The 23,565-nt window shown below is 51.0% G+C and carries 15 protein-coding genes and 1 pseudogene; 4 read left to right on the top strand and 12 right to left on the bottom strand.

Features of this window, described 5'->3' with window-relative positions:
* Positions 1–31: 31 nt before the first annotated feature.
* The 5 genes from AB5Z54_RS05435 to AB5Z54_RS05455 form a co-directional block, all read right to left on the bottom strand.
* Positions 32–892: a LicD family protein gene (locus AB5Z54_RS05435; protein ID WP_368160686.1), complete on the bottom strand. Its 861-nt coding sequence runs from the start codon at positions 890–892 to the stop codon at positions 32–34.
* 4 nt (positions 893–896) lie between these two features.
* Positions 897–2,141 carry an MATE family efflux transporter gene (locus AB5Z54_RS05440; protein ID WP_147326478.1) on the bottom strand — a complete coding sequence of 415 codons (1,245 nt, stop codon included), beginning with the start codon at positions 2,139–2,141 and terminating at the stop codon, positions 897–899.
* A gap of 44 nt (positions 2,142–2,185) precedes the next feature.
* Complete coding sequence (locus tag AB5Z54_RS05445) at positions 2,186–3,133, bottom strand: glycosyltransferase (RefSeq protein ID WP_368160688.1); 948 nt, start codon at positions 3,131–3,133, stop codon at positions 2,186–2,188.
* A gap of 107 nt (positions 3,134–3,240) precedes the next feature.
* On the bottom strand, positions 3,241–5,310 hold the full coding sequence (locus AB5Z54_RS05450; RefSeq protein ID WP_368160690.1) for a L,D-transpeptidase family protein: 2,070 nt from the start codon (positions 5,308–5,310) through the stop codon (positions 3,241–3,243).
* Between the two features lie 42 nt (positions 5,311–5,352).
* Entirely contained in the window at positions 5,353–7,524 is a 2,172-nt protein-coding gene (locus tag AB5Z54_RS05455; RefSeq protein WP_368160692.1) for an NlpC/P60 family protein, read from the bottom strand.
* A 165-nt stretch (positions 7,525–7,689) separates the two neighbouring features.
* Here AB5Z54_RS05455 and AB5Z54_RS05460 point away from each other — a divergent pair, with 165 nt between their 5' ends.
* The gene (locus AB5Z54_RS05460) at positions 7,690–9,462 is read left to right on the top strand and encodes a phosphotransferase (RefSeq protein WP_368160693.1); all 1,773 of its coding nucleotides are present in this window, start codon (positions 7,690–7,692) and stop codon (positions 9,460–9,462) included.
* 2 nt (positions 9,463–9,464) lie between these two features.
* Complete coding sequence (locus tag AB5Z54_RS05465; protein WP_117798349.1) at positions 9,465–10,406, top strand: DMT family transporter; 942 nt, start codon at positions 9,465–9,467, stop codon at positions 10,404–10,406.
* A gap of 61 nt (positions 10,407–10,467) precedes the next feature.
* Here AB5Z54_RS05465 and AB5Z54_RS05470 read toward each other — a convergent pair whose 3' ends face one another.
* The 5 genes and pseudogenes from AB5Z54_RS05470 to AB5Z54_RS05490 form a co-directional block, all read right to left on the bottom strand.
* Positions 10,468–12,609, bottom strand: a complete 2,142-nt coding sequence (locus AB5Z54_RS05470) for a C39 family peptidase (RefSeq protein ID WP_161155573.1) — start codon at positions 12,607–12,609, stop codon at positions 10,468–10,470.
* Positions 12,610–12,709: 100 nt separating this feature from the next.
* A complete protein-coding gene (locus tag AB5Z54_RS05475) occupies positions 12,710–13,663 on the bottom strand; it encodes a PspC-like choline-binding domain-containing protein (RefSeq protein WP_368160734.1) in 954 nt (317 codons plus the stop codon).
* A gap of 27 nt (positions 13,664–13,690) precedes the next feature.
* Positions 13,691–14,443, bottom strand: a pseudogene (locus AB5Z54_RS05480) (glycoside hydrolase family 25 protein); the annotation flags it as partial.
* 262 nt (positions 14,444–14,705) lie between these two features.
* A complete protein-coding gene (locus tag AB5Z54_RS05485) occupies positions 14,706–16,916 on the bottom strand; it encodes an N-acetylmuramoyl-L-alanine amidase family protein (RefSeq protein ID WP_368160696.1) in 2,211 nt (736 codons plus the stop codon).
* 284 nt (positions 16,917–17,200) lie between these two features.
* Positions 17,201–18,217 carry a hypothetical protein gene (locus tag AB5Z54_RS05490; RefSeq protein WP_368160697.1) on the bottom strand — a complete coding sequence of 339 codons (1,017 nt, stop codon included), beginning with the start codon at positions 18,215–18,217 and terminating at the stop codon, positions 17,201–17,203.
* Positions 18,218–18,577: 360 nt separating this feature from the next.
* On the opposite strand from AB5Z54_RS05490, the gene AB5Z54_RS05495 reads away from it, so the two are divergent.
* A complete protein-coding gene (locus AB5Z54_RS05495) occupies positions 18,578–19,027 on the top strand; it encodes a DUF4869 domain-containing protein (RefSeq protein WP_035138642.1) in 450 nt (149 codons plus the stop codon).
* Positions 19,027–20,004, top strand: coding sequence for a translation initiation factor 2 (locus AB5Z54_RS05500; RefSeq protein WP_161194746.1), 978 nt, complete (start codon positions 19,027–19,029; stop codon positions 20,002–20,004). The genes AB5Z54_RS05495 and AB5Z54_RS05500 overlap by 1 nt, the downstream gene beginning before the upstream one ends.
* On the opposite strand, the gene AB5Z54_RS05505 is transcribed toward AB5Z54_RS05500, so the two are convergent.
* The gene (locus tag AB5Z54_RS05505) at positions 20,001–22,487 is read right to left on the bottom strand and encodes a glycosyltransferase family 2 protein (RefSeq protein WP_368160699.1); all 2,487 of its coding nucleotides are present in this window, start codon (positions 22,485–22,487) and stop codon (positions 20,001–20,003) included. The genes AB5Z54_RS05500 and AB5Z54_RS05505 overlap by 4 nt on opposite strands.
* Positions 22,488–23,555 (bottom strand): glycosyltransferase family 2 protein, encoded by a 1,068-nt coding sequence (locus AB5Z54_RS05510; protein WP_195520331.1) that lies wholly within the window; start codon positions 23,553–23,555, stop codon positions 22,488–22,490. It lies immediately after the preceding gene.
* Positions 23,556–23,565 lie beyond the last annotated feature (10 nt).

Here is a 23,565-nt window from a genome sequence, read left to right on the forward strand (position 1 = left end):
CATAACCTCATCTGATATAGATGTCATATCCTTAATTCTGTGCCGTCCAGACTTCCCCATCTCCAAAGTCGAGCAAGAGCGGAAGATGGGTATGTCGATTATCCGGTGACGGTATTTTTTTCCAATCGCCATACATCGTTGTAAGATATTTATCCGTCATACGAGGAACAGGGAATTCACTGCCTTCGAAAACCGCACTGCTCAGAGGGAAAATCTCTGAAATAGGCACTGGCGCCATATTCGGCCAGCTTAACGTCAGACAGTAATCAGAGACCTCACCCGTATTTGAGTCGGCAATACAGGAATCGAACAAATCCTGGTAAGAGCATGCGCCTCGAGAAACCAGTTGTTCCACCACGTGCATAGCAGAACAACCAATTTGCTCGAGTTGACCAAGGAACCCTTTATGAGGGACAACAATGGAAGAAGAATGATATAAATAGGCTCTTTTCTGTGCAATTGATGCAATTCGGACTTGCTTTGCACGAAGGCGTTTATCTGTATAGAGCTGGTCATATGGAAAGATGTCGACAAAAATGCCCATCGAACTGGAAGCCTCTCGAGCCTCTTGATTCTCGAAGCGAGTTCCATCGCGATACACCTTAGCAAACATCGCAGCATAGCCAGTAGTATTCCGCGATGTATGGAGCGAATATCCTTCCGGTAACCCACCCTCGGCTAAAGAGCAAAAGCGGTCATAATCTGAACGCATCATTCCGATATCTATATCATCATCCCAAGGGATAAACCCCCTATGACGCATTGCTCCTAAACATGTTCCACCGTCAAGCCACCACCTGATGCCGTGCTTAGAGCAGAATGCGGCGACAACCTGAAGGATATCCAATTCAGTGTTTTGAAGCTTTAATAGCGCGTGAGCTTTAGACATCATCGGCCTATCTCTTTTCCCCGAACCATTGTTGCGTCTGTTTCCCCAAAACAGAAGACTGATAAATAAGGCAAATGGCATTGGATATAAGCGCCGATACAGTAGGGCCATTTAAGCCAAACAGCATTTGCGCAGGAGCCATAACAGCGACAGCACTAATTAAGGACAGCATGCTGCCAACAAATACCCCTCGGTAATTATCAAGAGAAACCAACAAATCGTTGACAAACCAAGCGATGCCAGTCAAAAAGGCACAAGCCAACATAGGCTGAAGGAGATCGGTATGTTTAGCTATTCCAGCGCCATAAAACAGTGACAGCAATAATTTACCGAAAAAGAAAAGGGCAACTGAAGATATGACACCGACAAAAAAGATGCCAGCAAGTATTTTACCTATGAGCGAAAAAAAGGACTTTTCTCTAGAATGGTAACGCTCTACTAGATAACCTAATAAAGGATTATAAATATAGGTCGCACCCATTTGGATAATTGCCACAGGTGCAGCAACTGATGCATAAATACCCAGAGCAGAATCTCCGAATGAATAAGATAAATACTGCCTGGGAATATTCGGCGCCGCAGAAGCAGCAATGCCGCCCAGAACGATGGGCAAACAGCTACATAGGAAGGCTCTGACCTTCGCTCGGCTAATTCCAAGCTTGATTGCAGAAATCCGATTTGATCTTGGATAATCGTAAATAACTCCGATGCCTATTGTCACTACCGTCATAAGCAACAGTGCACCTTCGAGGCTATTAAAAAATCCAAAGACAAGAATGAATGAAAGGAGAGAGCCGATGCCCTGCATTATGAGGGATTTCCCAATATAGTCCATCCTATGACCAACCTGATCATTAGCATGCATGACATCAATGACTAAGCCAGCGGTTTTATAGAGAGCATACAGAAGAATAGCGGGCACCGTACCAATACGACACGTTGCAATGGAATAGACGGCTAACATTGCAAACGCTATAAAAGTAGTAAAGAAACGAAAAGTCAGGTATTCACCAGCAGAGTTTTTCCTTTCAACATCTGCAATTTGCACCGTGTACATCCTGTATTGGGCTAATTGAGAAAACATGTTGAAAATAGACATAGCCAGCGAATAAATGCCTGCAGCACTATATCCATCAGACAGCCGAACGACCAAAATGGTGATAAGCCACTGACAGCCTAAATTAGTCAACGAACCGACGGTATTCCAGAACATATTATGTTTAATCGAAAGAGTCTTCTCTGTGGCCTTCACAAATATAAGCGCCCTTCTAAACCTGTCGAAATGAGGATACGGAGCTATCTCGCAGCTTTAAGTTCTTTTAAAATCAAAATAAACAGCCAATTCGGCACAAGACGTATAATGATATCTGCTATAGCGATAGACGGGCAAGCTCGTCGGTATTTAAGTAAACCAATTATGGAGCGCCGCTCCCTTGCTTCAGCGAACCTCAATATTTCCTTTAGATGCGGTGAATCGGGAAATCTATCGGCAAATCGCCTAGCAGTATCAACCCTGTTTTTAACTCTTGTCGAATACCAATCATCTTTTGAAGAAACACCTGCAAGGAATCCAGTTTCGTTACCACCATGTCGACGATACTTAACCAAAGGAGTCATAGTAAAGCTGCACTTCCCCAGTTCACTGCAACCCAATGTCAACCACAAGTCATGTGCAGTCGATTCCGGAAAGGGAATCATCGACTTCGCCGCACTCGCATCTAACATGAGAGCCATACCAATGCCGTAACATACGCTTGCGGCCTGTACAGTAATATCCTCTCCAGAGCACCAATTTACTTCCGGCGAATTAGGATGAGCTTTCCTATAACTCTTTACCAGAATATTTCCGTTTTCGTCAATTACCGATCTATCACAAACATCTAGAATTGAGCCTTCTTCTAGCATATGGTTGAGCGAAACTTCAACTCTATTAGGCTCCCAAATATCATCCTGATCGCAAAGTACTACGTAATCCCCTTCCGCCAAGGAGAGCAGCGCCTCGAATGATTTGACATAACCGAGATTATTATCACCGTGATAATACCGATAGGCGTTTTTCGTTATATGCGCTTGGATAAACCGCTCTAATGAATCCGATTCAGGGCAGTCATTTCTAACTAGAAGCGTAAGCGGAAACGTTTGTTTATCTATCGAATCAAGTTGTTCCGCGAAAAACTTAAGATCGGGTTTATAAGCTGAGAGAAGTACGCATACGCCAATATCATTTCCCATTTCTATTTCCAAAAATCCTCCCAAATTCATTGCTAAAGATTATCAAAGCACCCTCAGTTAAAAGAAACTCTTTTAAAAATAGAGTATTTATCCCTGTCTCTTAAAACGAGTGCCTAATATCAATAAGTAACAACTTTTGTTCCATAAGGAATATTATCGTAAATCCATTTTGCGTTCTGAATCTCAAGGCGAACACATCCCGCAGAGGATGGAACACCCATCGTGGGATCCATCACGCGATTGCTGTTAACGTAGTAGGGCGAAGAATGGAACAGATAATCACCATAGAACTGCGTGTAGTAATAGCAAGTATATCCATGCCCAAAGGAATATCCCTTTCCGTAGACTTGATACTCCCCTATCACCGTAGGTGTGCTAGCTTTTCCCGTCGAACATACATATCGACGGTTTAAGGACCAGTTATTCCAGGATCCAGTGTAAATACTCGTAATGCAACGCGACGTATCGACAAGTATCAGCCAATTTGTATTGCTTGAATAACTTTGAGCTTTAGCATCCATATAGTCTGACACCCACGCGCCGTTTGCCATAAAGTAATTCCAGGACCCGTCCACAACGCGCCAGCCAGTAGCCAAAGCGCCGCTAGCGTCAAGCCAATACCAGGTGCCGCCCAGATTGAGCCATCCCGTCTGCATGAAACCAGACGAATTCAGGTAATACCAAGATCCGTTAACGGCAACCCAACCGGTTTTCATAGCATAAGTGGACGGATCTAAATAGAACCAGGAGCCATCCTTGTACAGCCAGCCAGATCGTGCATAGCCAGCGGTCTCATCAAAGAAGTACCATTTTCCGTTAACGTTCTTCCATCCAGCGCAGGGGGAGCCATCGGTTGGATCAGCATAGAACTTACAGCCTCCAAGCATCACAAACCCGTGAGCTTCGATCAATTCGCCATCGCCGTTTGATGTAAACAGTTTTCCATTAAGCAATGCTCCACACAATGAGCAATCAGAACCTGCAAAAGCCTTAGATGGCTCATCCTGAACCGAGTCCTGGACATCAACCCATTCACGACAAGCAACAGCGCCTGAAGCTTTTGCATAATAGCTTTTCCCATTTACAGAAAAATGACCAAGCAGCATTTTACCGTCGGCGGCAGGATCGAGATAATAGTATTGACTACCGTCCTTCAGCCATCCAGCCTTTATAATGCCCGACGCATGAGAAGGCTCAGCGTAATACCAGTCTCCATCGCTCATAAACCAGCCGAGTGACAACGCTCCCGTTGAAGAAAAATGATACTGATTGGATCCGATGACAAAAAAGCCGGTAGCCATTCTATTGTCATTTGCGACATCGAGCCAATACCAAACGCCATTCACCAAACGCCAGCCCGATGCAAGTGCGCCGGAACCGTCAGCGTAATACCAGTCCGTCCCATCAAACGCCCAACCAACAGCCATTGCGCCGGAATCCGATAAATAGTAACGAGACGAACCGACAGAAACGATTCCTCTAGACATAACACCATCATTGGCGGGATCAAGCCAATACCAGTTATTGCCAGTTTGAAGCCAGCCGGTTAAGACTTCACCATTGCTACCCCAATACCATAAACCGTTATCAAGGCACCATCCATTAATCAGTCCATAGGTTCCAAGAAGATAAGGGTGCCCATCAATAACACGTCGACCAGTAGCCATAGAACAGCTGTTAAGGGAGTCAAACCAGTACCATTGGTCTCCAATAAACTGCCAGCCACTTGCCAAAGCGCCTGACGGACCCGCGTAATACCACTTATTTTCAGTAAAAATCCAGCCGCAGCTCATTGCGCCGTCACGAGCGGGGTCCAAGTAGTACAGCGAGTCGTCAATATTCTGAATTCCGGTCAAACGACAGCCATCTAGATAGTAATACCAGGACAAACCGTTCCATTGCCATCCAGATAGTTGTTCTGTAGTCGACGGGTCATGGCTTTCGACAACCTGTAGGCTCGAATCTTCCGTTGTTTTGCCGGCACAATCGCTGGAGTCTTGAGAGCAACCGCCACCGACCAATGCTCCCGGCCCACCTGTCGAGTCGCGCTCTACGACACCGTTATCCGCCCCCTCTTCCACGGCATAAGCAGTGCAAGAAAATGCGGGGGCTATAACTGAGAGTAAGGCGGAAAATAGCATCAAGCCAATTACTCGCCAGCAAATTCGATGATCAATCCGAGCATTCATTTCAGGCCCCCAACCGGTACCGACTGTCTTGCAGGGAATCTATTAAATAAACGGACGAGCTGCGCCGATTACATTTCCCCTTGCACTAATAGGATGAATTCCGACACCTTGATGAGGCCAGGAATCAATCATCAAGCCGCCGCCAAGTGCAATTGCAATATGACCGCGGTAATAAATCACATCGCCGCGTTGAATCGAGCTCGTGCTCACGGGCATAAAGATATTGCTTCGATACCAATTCATGGAATTATAGGTTTGGCTTGGATCCCAGCGATGGTTATAAGGGTTGTAAACACCCATATCCATGCCAGTAGCATAAAGGCACTGCAAGACAAAACCAGAGCAATCAACAGCTCCACCGGGAGCGGTAGACCAAGGCTCAATATATTGCGTACCAATATACTCATAGGCGCGCTGGATAAAGGCGTTCACGCAATCTTCCCGCGTTGCTTCGACAGAAATGCGAGAAGGGGTCACATAGGTAAAGTATCCGGTGCAATAGCCAGGCAGCCGAACAGTCCAAGAACTGACCTGAGGATACTGGGATGGATTTTGCCAGCCAACTTTGTCGCACTGTCCATCGCTCCAGAAAACTCGACGAACGCCATCGATGGTTCTTGCGCCCGTTGCCATAGCGCCGCTGCCGTCTAGCCAATACCACTTACCCGAATCTTTAAGCCAGCCAACATGCATGCTTCCATTGGACTCAAGGTAATACCATGTTCCATTCAGGCATTTCCAACCAGTTGCCATTTTTCCGTCAGCGTTTAGGTAATACCATGCACCGCCAGTAAAAACCCATCCGGTCTTCATCACGCCAGAATCAGCATCAAGCCAATACCAATCGCCGTCAATCTGCAGCCATCCACGATGAATGACGCCCGTTCCGGGCTCTGCGTAAAACCTTAGATTTGCGACGTTAACCCAGCCGGACGCAACCTGCCAACCATCAGCTCCGGCGGTTTTAAGGATAGTGCCGTTTTCGCGAATCACATCCTTGCAAAGATATCCATTATCATCAGCGTATCTTTGAACGCCGTCATTAACGGTAACCCAGCTGGAAACCATAAGCCTACCGCTCTGGTTTGCAAAAAAATCGTTGCCGCCCACCTCAAATAAGCCCGTTTTCATGAGATGGCTAACAGGGTCCAGGTAATACCAGCTCGTGCCCTCTTTATACCAGCCAGAAATAAGTGCACCAGATTGAGAGGCTAGATACCAGCCGTCCTCGACCTGAGCCCAACCAACAGCCATAGCCCCGTTAGGCTTTAAATAATAAGCTGCATTGCCAATGTCTAAATACCCAACGGACATCTTACCATCGGAGGCTGGGTCGAGATAATACCAAGCGCCGTTAACGAGTTTCCAGCCAGTGGCCGCAATACCGTTAGAGCAGTAATACCAATCTGCTCCGTCTTTGTACCATCCATTTGCGAGGCCATAGTCACCAAAAATGTAGGTTCTTCCATCAATCTTTTGACGACCCTTAAACATGATGAACGTCTGTGGGTCAAAATAATAGCGAACCCCACCTATCGTTTGCCATGACGAAGCAAGGGCACCCGATGAATAAGCCCAGTACCAATTCCCGTCAACGAGAATCCAGCCGGTTTTCATAGCACCAGTGGCATCTAAATAGTATTTCCCGCTCCCGGGGTCGACAAAACCAACCTGCATTATATGGGTGGCAGGATCCAGGTAATACCATGTGCCGTCTTGATAAAACCAACCAGCAGCTAAATCGCCTCCAGCATTGGCATAAAACCAATTTCCATCTGAGTTACGTAGCCAGCAGTTCTGATATAGCGCGCCGAAAGGCGTTGCGGCATTGCCGTCATTCGCATAAAACGAAACAGTCGATCCGCCAGCATCGGTCACATTGAAATAACCTGTCTGCATTGCACCATCATTGGCTGGATCAAGCCAATACCAATAGCCCCCGCTTTGCAGCCAGCCAGTTTGGTGTTTACCGTTTTTTCCGTAATACCAAACTCCAGACGACTCGTCTCGTTGCCAGCCATCTTTTATGACGGAAGAATTATCAGGTTGCAAATCATCGGAAACCACAGAAGAAAAATCCGCTTTTGACTCAATACTCTGAGCCTCAACGGAATCCTGTGCAAACGCGACATTCGCACTCAGGGGCAAGCAGCAAGCAGTGACTAATGACGCAGCAGCACAAACAAACGTGGCCTTCTTTTCGAATCGATACATAAGCGACCCTCCCAGATATCTCATTTATTTATTTTAATCCACATTCCAGGATTGATTTTCGTTACTGTCTGTTCAGTCTATGTAGATAAATATATTAAATTGAACAAAACGTTCAATCACTCTATTCTTTCCCTAAGCAATGAACATCTTAATTGGAGGCCTGCAGTGGAACTGACCAAGCGTAACTTTACTGTTCTGTACGAATACCTAAAGAACCCATATGCCAGCCAGCGAGAAGTTGCCGAGCGCACTGGCCTCTCACTTGGATCGGTAAACGCAGCAAATAAAGAGCTTACGAATGAGGGCCTTCTCGAATCGGACAGCCTAACCGACAGCGGTTACGAAGCACTTCACCCCTATAAGGTTGAAAACGCAGTGATATTGGCTGCGGGGCTTTCGAGCCGCTTTGCTCCCATTTCGTATGAAAAGCCCAAAGGCCTTTTAAAGGTACGTGGTGAGATTCTCATCGAACGTCAGATTAGGCAGCTGCAAGACGCAGGTATCAGCAATATCACCGTCGTTGTCGGCTATAAAAAAGAATATTTCTTCTATCTTGAAAGCAAGTTCGGCGTTTCGATTGTCGTCAACAACGAATACGCATCCAAAAATAACCACGCATCGCTTATGTGCGTAAGGGAGCGACTTGGCAACACCTACATTTGCTCAAGCGATGATTACCTTCTAAACAATCCGTTTGAAGCATATGTTTGGAAAGCATTTTATTCTGCTCAATATGCTGAAGGCGTCACCAAAGAATGGTGCATTCAAACGGGAGCAATGGATAGAATCACCAATGTTACGATTGGCGGGTCCGATGCATGGTACATGCTCGGGCATGTCTACTTTGATAAAGCCTTCTCGCTTGCGTTTAAGCAGATTCTTGAAACGGAATATAACAAGCCCGAAACAACGGACAAACTTTGGGAAGATCTGTATATCGAGCACATCAAGGAGCTCGATATGGTGATCAAGAAGTATCCTGAGGGCGAGATCAACGAATTCGATTCTCTTGATGAGCTGCGTGCCTTTGATCCGCATTTTATCGAAAACGTTGACTCCGATATTTTCGATAACATCGAGCAAGTGCTCGGCTGCTCCAAATCAGAGATTCACGACGTTTATCCCCTTAAACAAGGTCTTACGAACCTATCGTGCCACTTTAGAACCAATGATGGAGAGTACGTTTACCGCCATCCGGGAGTCGGAACCGAACTGCTTATTAACAGAAATGGAGAAGTAGCCGCACTTAAAAAGGCCAAGGAACTCGGCCTTGACGATACGTTCATCCATGAGGACCCAAAGCGCGGTTGGAAAATTTCGAAGTTTGTACCCAACGCAAAGCAGCCTAATCCACACGATGCTGCCCAAATGAATCGAATGATGCAGATGTGTCGTTCGCTTCACGAGAGCGGTGCAAACGTCGAAACCGAATTTGACTTCTACCTCGAAGCGAAGCGCTACGAATCACTTCTTCTGGAAAAAGGTCCCATCGACATTCCAGGCTACAGGGAAATGGCCGCCGAAATCGATGAATTGGAGCGCTTTGTTCAGGCCGACAATGCGCCAAAATGCCTTTGTCACAATGACTTCTTCTACCTCAATTTTCTTATCGATGAAAACGACAAGTACTATCTCATTGACTGGGAATATGCTGGCATGAGCGATTACGCGAACGATTTTGGAACTTGCAGTGTCTGCTGTGAGCTTTCCGAAGATGAAGTCGACCGCGCGCTTGATGCATATTTTGGGCGCAGGGCAACAAACAACGAAATTGCGCATAACTATGCGCACATTGCCCTTGCAGGATGGTGCTGGTACCTCTGGTCTCTTCTGAAAGAAGCCGAAGGCGACTTCGTGGGCGAATGGCTCTATATCTACTTCAATTACGGTGCCAAATACCTTAAAAAGGCACTGGAGATCTATCGGAAAGGTGAGTAACGATGCAATTCGGCTTTTTTAGCGGTCTTCTTTGGGGCCTTGATACAGTAATTCTTGGAATCGGCTTGGCGCTTGCGCCCTATATTGGATCGGCGGAAGCGCTTGCATGCGCCTCCATTGCGGGATCCTTTCTCCATGATGCCTTCTGTGCAATCTGGCTCTTTGGCTACATGGGAGTCCGAGGCAGACTGAAAGACACGCTCGCTGCACTTAAAACTCGTTCGGGCAAGGTCGTCATCGCCGGCGCTCTACTCGGTGGACCTATCGGAATGACCGGCTACGTATTGGCAATTAATAACATCGGAGCTGCCTACACGGCAATCATCTCCGCCTTCTATCCCGCAGTCGGAGCATTCCTTTCCTTCGTGCTGCTGAAGGAGAAAATGGGCAAAGGCCAGATTCTTTCCCTTCTCGTTGCTCTTTGCGGCGTAATGACGATGGGCTATCTATCGGCCGGGTCGAGTGAGATTGCAAATGCCCCCCTCGGCTTACTCGGGGCGGTGCTTGCCGTTATTGGATGGGGATCCGAAGCGGTGCTGTGCGCATGGGGAATGAAAGATGATGCCGTTGATGACGAAACGGCTTTGCAAATCCGCGAAACTACAAGTGCACTTGTTTATGGAGTGCTCGTACTCCCCCTCTTCGGAGCATGGCATTTCACGCTGGGCGCTATCCCAAGCATGCCCACATTGATTATTGCACTCGCCGGACTCGCAGGAACTGCATCCTATCTGTTCTATTACAAGGGCATTGCGGCAATCGGAGCAGCGCGTGCGATGGCTCTGAATATCTCCTATTCGGCATGGTCAGTGGTCTTTGGCCTGATCTTGCTTGGAACAATTCCCGACATGGCATCCGTAATCTGCTGCGTTGTAATTGTATGCGGAACAGTTTTGGCAGCCAGTAACTGGGACGAACTATTTGGACGTAAGAAGACGGCGTAGCTAGATTAACAAAGTAGCAAAAGGGGAGAGCTCGTCGAGCTCTCCCCTTTTAGCATCATGGCTATTCAATTACCACGGCCTGGCTATCCATCTGTTGCCACGTGCCGAAGAACACTTGGGCATTTCGCGTAACATTGCCGTTAATCGAATCCGAAAGATAGACAATTCCCTGCTCGTCATCATAGCCTTTAAGGACTACGGCATGATTACCGCCCCACAGACCATAGGAATGCCCGTTATACCAACGCGCAGCATAACGGCCTCCTGGCCAACTTCCCCATTCGGTATTCCACATCTCAACAGGTTGACCACAGGTCAGCCTGTTCTTAATGGAAGAAATTGACGAGAAAGAAACGTCTTTTGCCTGCTTGCCACTTCCAGCAGCACGCAGAAAGTTATTACCAGCAATAGTAATCGCAGGTGCGACGCATCCCATGAGACCCCCGCTGCTACGCCTTGGATTGCCATCAAAAGCGGTAACAAAATTGCCATTGCTTCCCTTGGGCAAATAGTAATCCGCAATAATCGTCTTACCTAAACCGAAACCATAGTAGTTAAGCAAGTTTGTAAGGGCAACCGACTCACAGCCAGTAGGAAGTTCCGGGTACTGCGAATAGCACGGGACATCGACCCAAGCGCCAACCATTGCGCCGGATGAACTGAACTTGTAGTCAGTAGAGCCGATCCAATACCAACCGTTACTCAACATTACTCCCCCACGTGCGACATCAAGGTAATACCATGTGCCCCCAAGGGAAAGCCATCCCGTTTTCATCGCGCCAGAAGCGGAATCCAGCCAGTACCAGTTGCTGCCATCGTTAAGCCAGCCGGTCGCCATTCGACCATCCGGGTTAAAGTAATACCAAGACCCAGCAATTTGCTGCCACCCAGTCAGAATTACTCCACTAGCAGAACAATAATATCGAGCACCCTGACTCTCAATCCAACCAGTTCTGGCATTACCGTCGTCGTCAATCAGCTGGATTCCCGAATCGGTCATGATGCCTTTAAGGTCAATTGCGCCGCTGGATGACGAATGATACATCCAAGACCCATCACCGTTTGACCAGCAATTAGCCATCATCTTGCCGGTACTATTAAATATGTATTCACATGATCCGATAGTTTGAACGCCCGTGGCCATGGCGTGCGTCGAGGGATCGAGCCAGTACCACGCACCGTTTAGGTTGAGCCAGCCGGAGGCGAGGGCGCCGGAGCCAGTCGCGTAGTACCAGGTCCCGCCGTCGAGGACCCATCCGGTCGCCATCGCGCCGGAGGCGCTGAACCAGTACGCTGAGCCGTTGCACGCGTGGAGGCCCGTCACCATGGCGCCGCCCGCGTCGGGGTCGAGCCAGTACCAGGAACCGCCGGTGTAAAGCCAGCCGGTCGAGGCGATACCGTCAGCGAACCAGTACCAGGAGCCGTCGACGAGGCCCCAGCCGTTAAGGGGGCCGCAGCTGCCGAAGTAGCGGCGGACGCCCTGCGCGTCCGTCTGGTAGCCCGTCAGCATGGCACCCGTCCGGGCGTCGAAGCAGTAGGGCACGCCGCCGACGGATACGGGGCCGCGCGCCAGCGCGCCGGAGCCAGTCGCGTAGTACCAGGTCCCGCCGTCGAGGACCCACCCGGTCGACATCGCGCCGGACGAATTAAACCAGTACAGGGAGCCGTTGCACTCGTGAAGGCCGGTAGCCATGGCATGGGTGGAGGGATCAAGCCAGTACCAGGCGCTGCCGACGTAGGCCCAACCGGAGGCGAGGGCGCCGGAGCCCGTCGTGTAGTACCAGGTACCGCCGTCGAGGACCCACCCGGTCGCCATCGCGCCGGAGGCGTCAAACCAGTACGCGGAGCCATTGCACTCATGGAGCCCAATGGCCATGGCATGCGTCGAGGGGTCGAGCCAATACCAGGCCCCATTGGTATAGAGCCAGCCAGAATGCAACGAGACCGGATTGACTGAATCCACATAGAACCAGTTGCCGTCAAACGAATTCCAACCCAGATTCCATTTAACGGATTCTTGAGCAGGACCATCATCAATTGAATCGGAAGGAGAAAGAGTCGAGGGGACGGATTGCCGCTCAAAATCAGTAGGGATGGAGGAGCTTATGGGTTCTGCGTTCGCGATATCAACCACACCGGGTCCAGCGAGCAGTAGAGTTGAAAGAATGATTAGGATTAATGTTATTTGCTTTTTCCTTGCCATGTGCAGCCCCCAGTAGTTACCGATTTTTATATAAACATAGTCTACAAATGGATAGCTAAGAGCAATATGTAATTAGAAAAAAGCAATTAAGGAAGAGTTGCTAGCCGAGCCAAGCGCCATTACTAGCAAAAGAGTATTTCACCCCATCGATTTCTTGAACACCCGTAGTCATAGCGTGCGTCGAGGGGTCAAGCCAGTACCAGGCGCCGCCGACGTAGGCCCAGCCGGAGGTGAGGGCGCCGGAGCTCGTCGCGTAGTACCATGTGCCGCCGTCGAGGACCCATCCGGTCGCCATCGAGCCGGAGCCGTTGAACCAGTACATGGAGCCGTTGCACCCATGGAGCCCGGTGGCCATGGCGTGCGTCGATGGATCGAGCCAGTACCACGCACCGTTTAGGCTGAGCCAGCCGGAGGCGAGGGCGCCGGAGCTCGTCGCGTAGTACCATGTGCCGCCGTCGAGGACCCATCCGGTCGCCATCGCGCCGGAGGCGCTGAACCAGTACATGGAGCCGTTGCACCCATGGAGGCCCGTCACCATGGCGCCGCCCGCGTCGGGGTCGAGCCAGTACCAGGAACCGCCGGTGTAAAGCCAGCCGGTCGAGGCGATACCGTCAGCGAACCAGTACCAGGAGCCGTCGACGAGGCCCCAGCCGTTAAGGGGGCCGCAGCTGCCGAAGTAGCGGCGGACGCCCTGCGCGTCCGTCTGGTAGCCCGTCAGCATGGCACCCGTCCGGGCGTCGAAGCAGTAGGGCACGCCGCCGACGGATACGGGGCCGCGCGCCAGCGCGCCGGAGCCAGTCGCGTAGTACCAGGTCCCGCCGTCGAGGACCCACCCGGTCGACATCGCGCCGGACGAATTAAACCAGTACAGGGAGCCGTTGCACTCGTGAAGGCCGGTAGCCATGGCACCGCCCACGTCGGGCTCGAGCCAGTACCAGGTGCCACCCTGGCACAACCATCCGGTATACGCTTTGCCGTCAGAGGTTGCGTAATACCAAGTGCCCTCTTTTAACTGCCAGTAATAAAGAGAGACATCAACATACGCGTAATTCATATCAACGTTTCCGCTAATACCAGAAACTTTTCCGCGGCTTGTATACTGCCAAAAGCTGTAACTGCCGGTATAGTGACATTGGGAGTTGTATTGAGCAATCCAATGATCCCAAGAACCGCTCTTAAATACAGGGTCGGTCAATATATTGTTAAACCAATTTAGGTTTGCATAAATGCCTGGCTTATATCCAGCACTAGAAATCTTATTACAGAATATCTGAGCTCTAGATGCAATTCCGGATTGACGGCCATCTGCAATAATTGTCTTGTCCTCAAGATCGTAATACACCGGTAGCCTAGGATTGCGCCCCGATAGGCAGTCAATCACCATGGACGCCTCATCGGCTGCCTGTTGATTATCAAAAGCATATGAATAGATATAGACGCCGTAAGGAATTCCGAGTCGCTCGCACTCAGAAATATTTCGATTAAATTGATAGTCAACTCGACCGCCCCAAGATGGAGCGCCAAATCCAACACGCAGTATAGCGAAATCGATACCAGAAGCCTTAACAGCATTCCAGTCAATACGTCCTTGATGCTCACTGACATCGATGCCCTGCGCCGTAGCCCCATCGGGAAGAATGTCCATGGACAATAAGGCTATTCCATCTTCTTCGGAAGAAGCATCCTCTGCGACCAATTGTCCATCCTCATAACGCCAGGAATTCTCAACTAGGGACCGCGCAGCTTCCGCGTTCGAGGGAAAAACAAACACAGAAATGGGCGCAAGGACCATCAGCACCAACAATGCCGAAAATAACTTAAGATGTAAGCTCATGTAAACCTCGTCATTCGTTCTTGTTTGCGTCTAGCTTACAGCATGGCTGTGAAAGATTTGCGAACATCCAACTGGACAAGGCGCCATCTAGGACGACAAATAACTGCACGCAATACCACAATGTAAACAAGAACTTCCCAGCAAGGTGAAACCAAGGACTCCTGGTCCCTACTCTTTGCCCAAAGAATGCCGACATCAGTTAGCTTTCAAACTAGATGTCAAAAAGGCAGGGGGCCCAGAGAGTCCCCTACAACTCGGAATTCTAACGAATCAATATTACTTTCGATGGACCCAAAGCAGTCAAACCAGAAATACGGTTTCCATAACCGTCACTATGCCAAAACAAGTTTTCGCTCGGCGAATTGCCCCAGAAAAAACCGATATGACTATCGTCCGCATATGGATTGTAAGGATTGAAAAATACAATATCCCCCTTACGAGCCAAACCACTACGCAACAACTCATCAATAGAGTTGAAATAAGTCACGTTCGCGCATGTATCGATAGCGTAGCCATACCAACGATACGCGTTAACGCAGCCGCCCCTTCCGGGACCCCCACTCCAAGGCGAATGGCTCTGCTCAGCGGCAATGGGAGCTAAATTACCGCCCGCCTTCATATATGCATGCGATACAAATCCGCCGCAGTTCATACCGGTATACCCGTCCCAACGAGGATCACCCTTTGGATACATGCATGATTCTTGGCTAAGATGCGTATCATAGCGTGTTCCACGGTAATAGCCGTCGTTTTCGTGGCTCATAAGCCAATTGACCAGGCTGGACCTATTGACCCCCAAAACAGAACCAGACGTATTCAACCATGCACCGCTTGCATTGAAGTAGTAGTCAACGCCATCGATTTTCAGCCACCCGTTAGCAAACATGGCACCCGAAGGCTGGAGCCAGTACCACGTACCGCCGTCATTAAGCCATCCAGTTTTCATCTTGAATGTGGAAGGGTCCATCCAATACCACGCACCGTTGACATATTGCCAACCAGACTTAAGGACACCATTGGAAGATGCGTAGTACCAAGTATTACCGTTTTCATCAGAAGCGTCATTCGACATAATCCAACCAGATGCCACATTAACGACACCGTTTGCGTCCGCATAGAAAACTGCGTCTCCAATATGAATTGTACCTGGCAATGAAGACAAGTCGGCACGATCAGCGATTACGGGAGATCCATCAGATGAAGCAGGCAACGGCTCGCTCAGCGCTCCAGACGAATTCGCCCATGACATACCGTCGCTCAAGTTAATCCAGCACGAAGATGCCATCGCACCGGAATCATAAGAATAATAGCGCGTGTCGCCTACCGTATATTCACCAGTACGCATTGCGCCGGATACATCATCAAGGTAATACCAGGCGCTTCCGGACTTTATCCATCGCCCTCGTTGAATAGCTCCGTTTGATGCGGCGTAATACCAGGTATCATCAGCAAGTGCCCAGCCTGTTGCCATGGCACCTGAACTCGTAAGGAAATAGGAGGTTGTACCCACTCGCACAAAGCCCGTGAGCATAATATGGCTTCCTGGATCCAGGTAATACCAAGAATTCCCTAGAAGCAACCAACCTCCATGCAGCAAGCCGTTGGAGTCAGCGTAATACCAGTTGTTGTCAATAAGCGCCCACTGGGAGGAGAGCATGGCCCCCGATCCGTTAAAGATATAAGGGGTTCCATTGCATGCATTCAGCCCGGTGGCCATAGAACCGTCCGCAGGATCAAGCCAATACCAACGGCCCCCATCCGAGAGCCAGCCCTTTACCAGGGCGCCAGAGCCGGAGAAATAATGCCAAACGGAAGCATCAAGATGCCATCCGATAAGCATTGCGCCAGAAGAGGAGAATCCATACGTGGCTCCCCCGATCTGCAGCATCGAGTCGTGGACCATCTTGCCTTCATCATCCAGCCAATACCAGTTGTTGCCGTCTGAAACCCAGCCTTTTAACATGGCGCCAGAACCGGAGAAATAACGCCAAGCAGAAGTGGAGCCCGTAGAATCTAGGTACCAGCCGACACGCATTGCACCCGAAGAGGAGAATCCATAAGTCGCACCCCCGACTTGAACCAACCCATCCTGAGCCATTCGACCTTCGTCGTCGAACCAATACCAGCTACCGTTTATATGTCTCCAAGAAGAAACAGCGACTGTTCCGTCAGACAAGCCCCAACGCCAAAAACCAGCCCCCTCTTCGGGCGATATCCATCCTTGATGCCAAACAATTTGATTCGAAACCTCAGAAGAGACCTCATTATCCACCTGAGAGTTCTGCTCAACGGCGAAGGCCGATTCGCGCTGAGCATCAACACCTGACTCGACAGAAGCAATGGCAACGTTAGATGCGGGACCTTCGTCAATGTTATTCGAATCAAGGGCGTATAACATCGAAGGCGAACCCAAAAGGAGCCCAAAAGAAATGAGGCCCGAAAAAGCCAGCACTCCGAATGACCATTTCTTCATAGCAGCACAGCATCCAATCACGCAGCGGCCCCGTCGCTTCAGGGCAACGGGGCCTCAATCAAAACTAGCTCAGTAATGTGCTAGCCAATTTGCTGGCAGTTTTTGCACTCTCGTGAAGCGCCACGCCTCTGGGCCTCCTGGATAGAGATCTGCGAATAGCCCTTTGCGTCCTTGCCAACGGTACGGCATTTATGCGTATGGTAAACATGGCTACCGCTCTTGTACCAAACTAAACCGTAGCCCGGAATCCACTTGCCGTCCTCGCCGACATAGTAGGAGCCAACCTAGGCATTCGTAGCCATGGCACCGGAAGACCGGAGGTAGTAGTCGCCGACCCAGGCGTCGTGGGCCATAGCGCCGGAACCGCTAAAGTAGTACCAGGTGCCGCCGACCTGACGCCAGCCGGTGGCCATCGCGCCGGAATCGTCGAACCAGTACCAAACTCCACCAACGTTAGCCCAAGAGTTAGAGGCCATAGCGCCCGAACCTCCGAGCCAATACCACGTGCCGCCATTGCTGAGCCAGCCGGTTGCCATGGCGCCCGAACCGCTCGCATAGTACCAAGAGCCGCCTGCCAAGAACCACCCAGTGGCCATTGTACCGGAGTCGCCGAACCAGTACCAGGAGCCGCCGAGGCTGCGCCAGCTGTTAGCGACCATGGCGCCCGAGCCGTCGAGGTAGTACCACGTACCGCCGATGTTGAGCCAGCCAGTGGCCATCGCACCGGAAGCGTTGGCGTAGTACCACGTCCCCGAAACGTTGATCCAGCCGGTCAGCATGACACCATACTCGTCGAAATAATACCAAGTTCCACCGATATTATGCCAACCGGTCAGCAGTTCGCCACTGGAGGTCGCATAGAACCACTTTCCATAGATGGAGTCATAGAGCCAGCCGCTATGCTGCATGCGGCCATCGGCGTTGGCACCAGGGGTGTTCAGGAAGTAGTTCTTGCCGTCAATCTGAACTCGGCCGTATGCCATATCATGGCTTTCGGGGTAGAAGTAATACTTGTCCCCACCGATAGACTGCCAGCCCGACACCGCGATCCCGTCAGCGCCAAAATAGTACCAGACAGCTTCGTATTCGTTATGCCACTGGTTCGTGACCATGGCGCCAGTTTCGGGATCGAAATAGCGAAGGTTGCCGTCCTCGCACCGAACGAGTCCAGTCTTCGGACGACCGTCGGAACACCATTCCGTAATCGGTCCACCGCCTCCGCCACCGCCAGCAATATCAGCAAATGAGGGCGCCGGGGCAACCGTCATGCAGGCAGCGGCAAATGCAACAACTCCCAGCACTGTTAGTCCGTGCCATCTTTCTCGAAGGTTTTTCATACGACATCCTTTTTCCGAGATTTAAGGCTCTCTTAAGTTATTTTTAAACTATCAATTCAGTATTTCAACGGGAAATCGATAAAAGGTGTCTTTGTGACTGCAATTTAAATATGAGTCGCCACACCTCAACCGTTACGCTAAATAGCTTCTAAGGCAAACTTAGCGCATGAACGAACTGATTAAACGAGTGAACTGATTAATAAAGCAACAAAATACAAACCTTGGTCATCAATCACATCTACCGCGGGCCGATAACGCCCGCCTAATGTGCTGCGATATAATCAATCTCACTAAATGCCAAATCAGCGAGCCGAAGGAGCTAACGTGCTAACAATTCACTATGGTGATATGGAAAACGTTATCTACAACACGTCGGTTTACTTCGATAACGTCTATTCGCCCCAGTGGTTTCAAGACTCCTTTGCCCAAAGAGTCATTAAATCCATCGATAAAGGCACCGTGGTAGGCCCCAATGCAATCGATACCAAGATTCTAGGCGTCATTCCTCCCGAGAAACTATCCAGCGGCACCAAAACACTACTGCTTATGTACTTTATGCCGCAGAATATATATAACGCCTCAAATTGCGGTGATAATTGCGCCTACTGGATTCTGAGGATCGCCGCGCAAAAGGATCTAACAATCAATCTCTACCATTTAATGGATTTCGGAAACGGCAAATTCACGGCTGCCATTGCGAACACAGGCGATGTCGTTCACACGATGTTTGACCTTGTCCCCATAGCTGGAAAATGCCTAAGGGAGAACTCCTGATGCGCGGATCATACAAGGTAACTATTCAAAATAACCGGGTTCAGTTTAAACTGACCATCAATCGAAATCTGACCATCATCCAAGGCAACAGTGCTACAGGCAAGACAACTTTGCTTGAAATGGTGGCAGCTCACGAAGATCTTGGGGCACAAAGCGGCGTAACAGTAAGTTGCAAAGTGCCCTGTAAAACAATATCTGGAAAATATTGGCGCAGAGATCTCCAAGAAATTTCCAGCAGTATTGTTTTTATTGATGAGGGCAATACTTTTGTTCGATCAAGAGAATTTGCCCATGAAGCAAAACGTAGCTCAAACTACTACGTAATCGTCGCCAGAGAGTCACTGCGTCAACTGCCCTATAGCGTTGATGAAATCTACGGTCTTAAGAACACCAACCGAACCACAACGAAGTATCCCGTTTACTCTCGTGTCTACACCTCTACATATCGTATTTACGGTGATACTGATTTTAGAGGCGAGAGGCCCGAGCTTGTCATCGTCGAGGACACAAATTCGGGCTACGAATTCTTCAGTTTGCTATGCAAAAAGAGCAGCATTAAGTGCATCAGCGCGGGAGGAAAATCAAACATTTGCAACTGCATTATGGACGCACCGGAAAACGACATCCTCGTGATTGCCGACGGCGCCGCCTTTGGACCAGAAATTGCGGAAGCAGCTGCTCTATTGCGCCGAAAGAACATCAAGCTATTCCTACCGGAATCGTTTGAATGGCTCGTGTTGAAGTCGGGATTATTCAACAGCAAACACATTAAGGACATGCTGCTTAACCCCGCTGAACATATCGAAAGCTCAAAGTTCTTTAGCTGGGAGAAGTTCTTTACTGCAGAACTCATCGAATGCTCACGAGACACACGTTTTCGATATGACAAGAGCTGCTTGAACGAGGAGTACTTGAACCCCACCGCTCTTGCGGCTCTTGAAGATACTTTGCCGGAACTTGGCATTACTTCGCACTAAAACGAGAAGTACTCACTGTCGGAGGATAGGTTTGGTCCGAGCCACGGGTCGCCATCGAGGAAGAACTCAGGCCAGCGCTGAATGAACAGCGCTTGCTCGCGCTTCCAGCGGCGCAGTTTTTCCTCGTTGGCCTCTTCCCTGCCGCGCGAGGTGAACTCGTAGTGGTATAGCTCGGCATAGGGCGTATAGATCGTGCGGTAGCCCGCCTCCCACACGCGCAGGCAAAAGTCTGCGTCGTTAAAACCGACGGCGAATTCCTCGTTATAGCCTCCGACCTGCTCAAATTCGCCGCGTCGGACCATCTGGCAGGCACCCGTTACGGCGCTAAAGTTGCCCGGGCGCACGGCACGGGCAAGATAGCCCTCGCGCTTTGCCGAGAAGTCCTGGTTGGCGTGGGCAAGTGCACCACGCACGCCAACCAAAATGCCGGCATGCTGCACCAGATGATCGGCAAAGTAGAGTTTGGCGCCCACCACGCCCGCATCGGGACGCTGCAGATACCCCATCATCTCTTCTATAAAGTCGGGACTTATGACCTCGGTATCGTTATTAAGCAGCAACAGATAATCGCCCTTAGCGTGCTCAACGCCAAAGTTAATGATCTGGGAGTAATTGAACTCGCCCGGCCAGAACACAACGCGCGCGATACCCTTGCCTTTGGATGCTGCAGCCACGCGCTCTGGCAGGGTTTCGTAATACGCAAACGTCTCCGGGTCTTCGCTGTTGTTCTCCACCAAGACGATCTCGTAGTTGGCATACGTGGCTTTCTGGGCGATCGACATCACACAGGCATCGAGCGTCTCAACGTGGTCCTTAGTGGGGATCACAATGCTCACCAGCGGCGCAGGCTCCGGCAGCGCATAGCGCATGCGGTAGACAAACGGCGTCTCGGTCTCCTCGACCGTTCCGTGAACGCCCAGCGAGTCAAAGTGGCGCTGCAGAGCCAGGCGCCCGGCCTCGATGGCATACGGTTTGCTGTCGGCGGTTCCGTCGGCGGTCGACCCCGGATGCACGCGCCAGTGATACAACATGTGCGCAATATGCTCAAAGCGCGCACCCGCTGCAAGGCAGCGAAGCGTCAGGTCATAATCCTGGGCGCCCGCGACGTCTTCCGGCGATATGCCAATGCAATCGATGAGCGCCTTCTCCACCATCAGGAAATGCGTCACGCAGTTATGGCTATAGAGCAGGTCGACGTTAAGCTTGGTCTTAAAGACCGGCTGGCCCCACTCCCCTGCTTTCTGGAACATGTCCTCGTCGCAGAACAGGACCTGGGGACGCTCGCCCTCGGCCGCCTTATTCAGCGCGGAAACATACTGGAATAACGCGTCCGGTTCCAGAATGTCATCATGGTCCAAGAACGCGATGTAGTCGCCCATCGCTTGCTCAATACCTGCGTTGGTGTTGACCACAATGCCGCCGTTGCCGGGCAGCCCAATGCGACGAACGCGCTCGTCGTTGGCACTTGCCGCAAGATTGGCCACCGCATCCCATTCGGGCGAGGCGTCCATAAGCAGCAATTCCCAGTTGTCATAGCTCTGGGCTAGCACCGAGTCCAGCAGCTCGCGCAGGTAGACCCGATCGGTCTTGTAGCACGGCACCACAATGCTCACGAGCGGCCTATAGGCAAAGGCCGCCGAAGCGACACGCTGGCACGCCAGATCGCCCGGCTTTGCGCGATGCTGCTCAAACCAACGTCGATAAGCTGCGTCGTCAGCGCGTGCATCCTTCATGCGGTTCCAGCTGTCGTCGACCATGCCGTTGTACAGGCGACCATCCATGGCGCAAAACCAGCTCTGGATCTGCTCCGTGGGATCGCTCACAATCGCGACAAAATCTCGTATATCCTGAGGCATCTCAACGCTCAGATACGTTTTATTGACGCGACATCCGTTTTGCTGGAGAACATCGACCTGTGACTCAAACATATGCACGGTGGCATCAATCGCATTCATGTGCGTATCGAAGATCTGGAGCTCGGGGGCGCACTGGGGATCTCCCGCCCACTTGGCCTCATAGCGCCAGACGGCGCCCTCATCTGCCGGTAAATAACGAACGGCATCGATCTCGTAGCGACCGCAGCACTCGCCGCGCTGCGCATCGCGAACGAGCGCGCACATCGCAGGCTTTGCTTTGTAGTTAATCTTGGATTCCAATTTGGCCACGCGGCTATCGAGGCGAATAGAGCCCAACCTTTGGCCACCGGATGCAAAAACGACATCCATCGACGAGCCATCCAAAAACGGAAGCACCAAAACGGCGAGCTCGCGCTCGTAATCGGAAACGAAAGGGCAAAGCGCCAGCACACGGCCATGATCGACCGGGAGCACCAGCGACGGCACACAAGAACCGCTTGTCGTCGCATGGGCAAACGCTTGAGAACCCTCCCGCTCAATAAGCGCGGCGACATCCTGACCGGCAAAACGAAGCAGCACAAATAGACGGCCCTGACTGCGGCAAAGTGCCAAACGCTTGATACTCATCTACACTTCTCGCTTTCCCAAGGCGTTCGCTGCCATGCGTTTGCAAGCACCCAGGCGCCCAAACCTCAAGACGTCGTAATCGAACATGAGCTTTTTGCACGCACGGGCATTGGGGGCCTTGCTGGTAAGCGCCGCACGCACCATAGCAGCAACAGAAGAAGCGCATTGTGCGAGCGCAGCATCGTTGCCCACGGCAGAACCGGCAAGCGCTGCGGCAACGGCAGCAAACACCTTGCCGCAGCCCGTACCCAGAAGCCTGAGCGCATCGTACAGCACAAGATCGCAGAGGAAATATGCCAGGTCATCGGCATGTTGGACATCAAGACCGTCGCGCTGCCAGTCAGCCAGCACCGCGGAGTAAATCTTCACGTGCTCCAGCAGACGTGTCTCGTCGTCGTAGCGCATGGTGTCCATGAGCGAACCCTTGCGCGCCACGCGGTAGTCATACAGCTTGTTCGAGATAAGCGCGGTCTTGCGCGAACGACCGTACACGGCAAAATCGAAGACCTGGTCCTCACCATACTTAACGGTTTCGTCGAACACGATCCCGTTGCCCAGCAAAAACTCACGCTTGCAGGCGGTGCGCCATGCAAAGGGGCGAGATGCTTCCTTAAACAGCAGATCGGAGCTATAGCCTTCAAACGACACATCGCGCGGGCTCAGCACATAGTTAAGCCACGGATACCCCGCCTCCAGCGGATACGGGTTCGCGCCAAAGGTCAAAACGTCGCAGTCCTCGCGCTCAAAGGCATCGACGATCACGCGGCATGCATCGGGCGTAAAGCGGTCGTCGGAATCCAAGAACGCGACGATAGGCGCCGTGGACGCAGCGATGCCGGCATTACGTGCACTCGACAGGCCACCGTTCTCCTTATCGACCAGGGTAAAGCGCGCGTCCTTTTCGCAATAGGCAGCCGCAATATCGCGCGAGCCATCCGGCGAGCCATCGTTGACCAGCACGCCCTCCCAATCGGGCATGTCCTGCGCAAGCAGGGAGTCCAGGCACCAGGTCAGGCACTCCTCCACCTTATAGATGGGAACGACAACGGAAATCTTGGGGTTAGCCATAGTCACTCGC

Origin of the sequence: Collinsella aerofaciens (genome assembly GCF_040910185.1) — a bacterium.
In the GTDB taxonomy this organism is placed as follows: Bacteria; Actinomycetota; Coriobacteriia; order Coriobacteriales; family Coriobacteriaceae; genus Collinsella; species Collinsella aerofaciens_BF.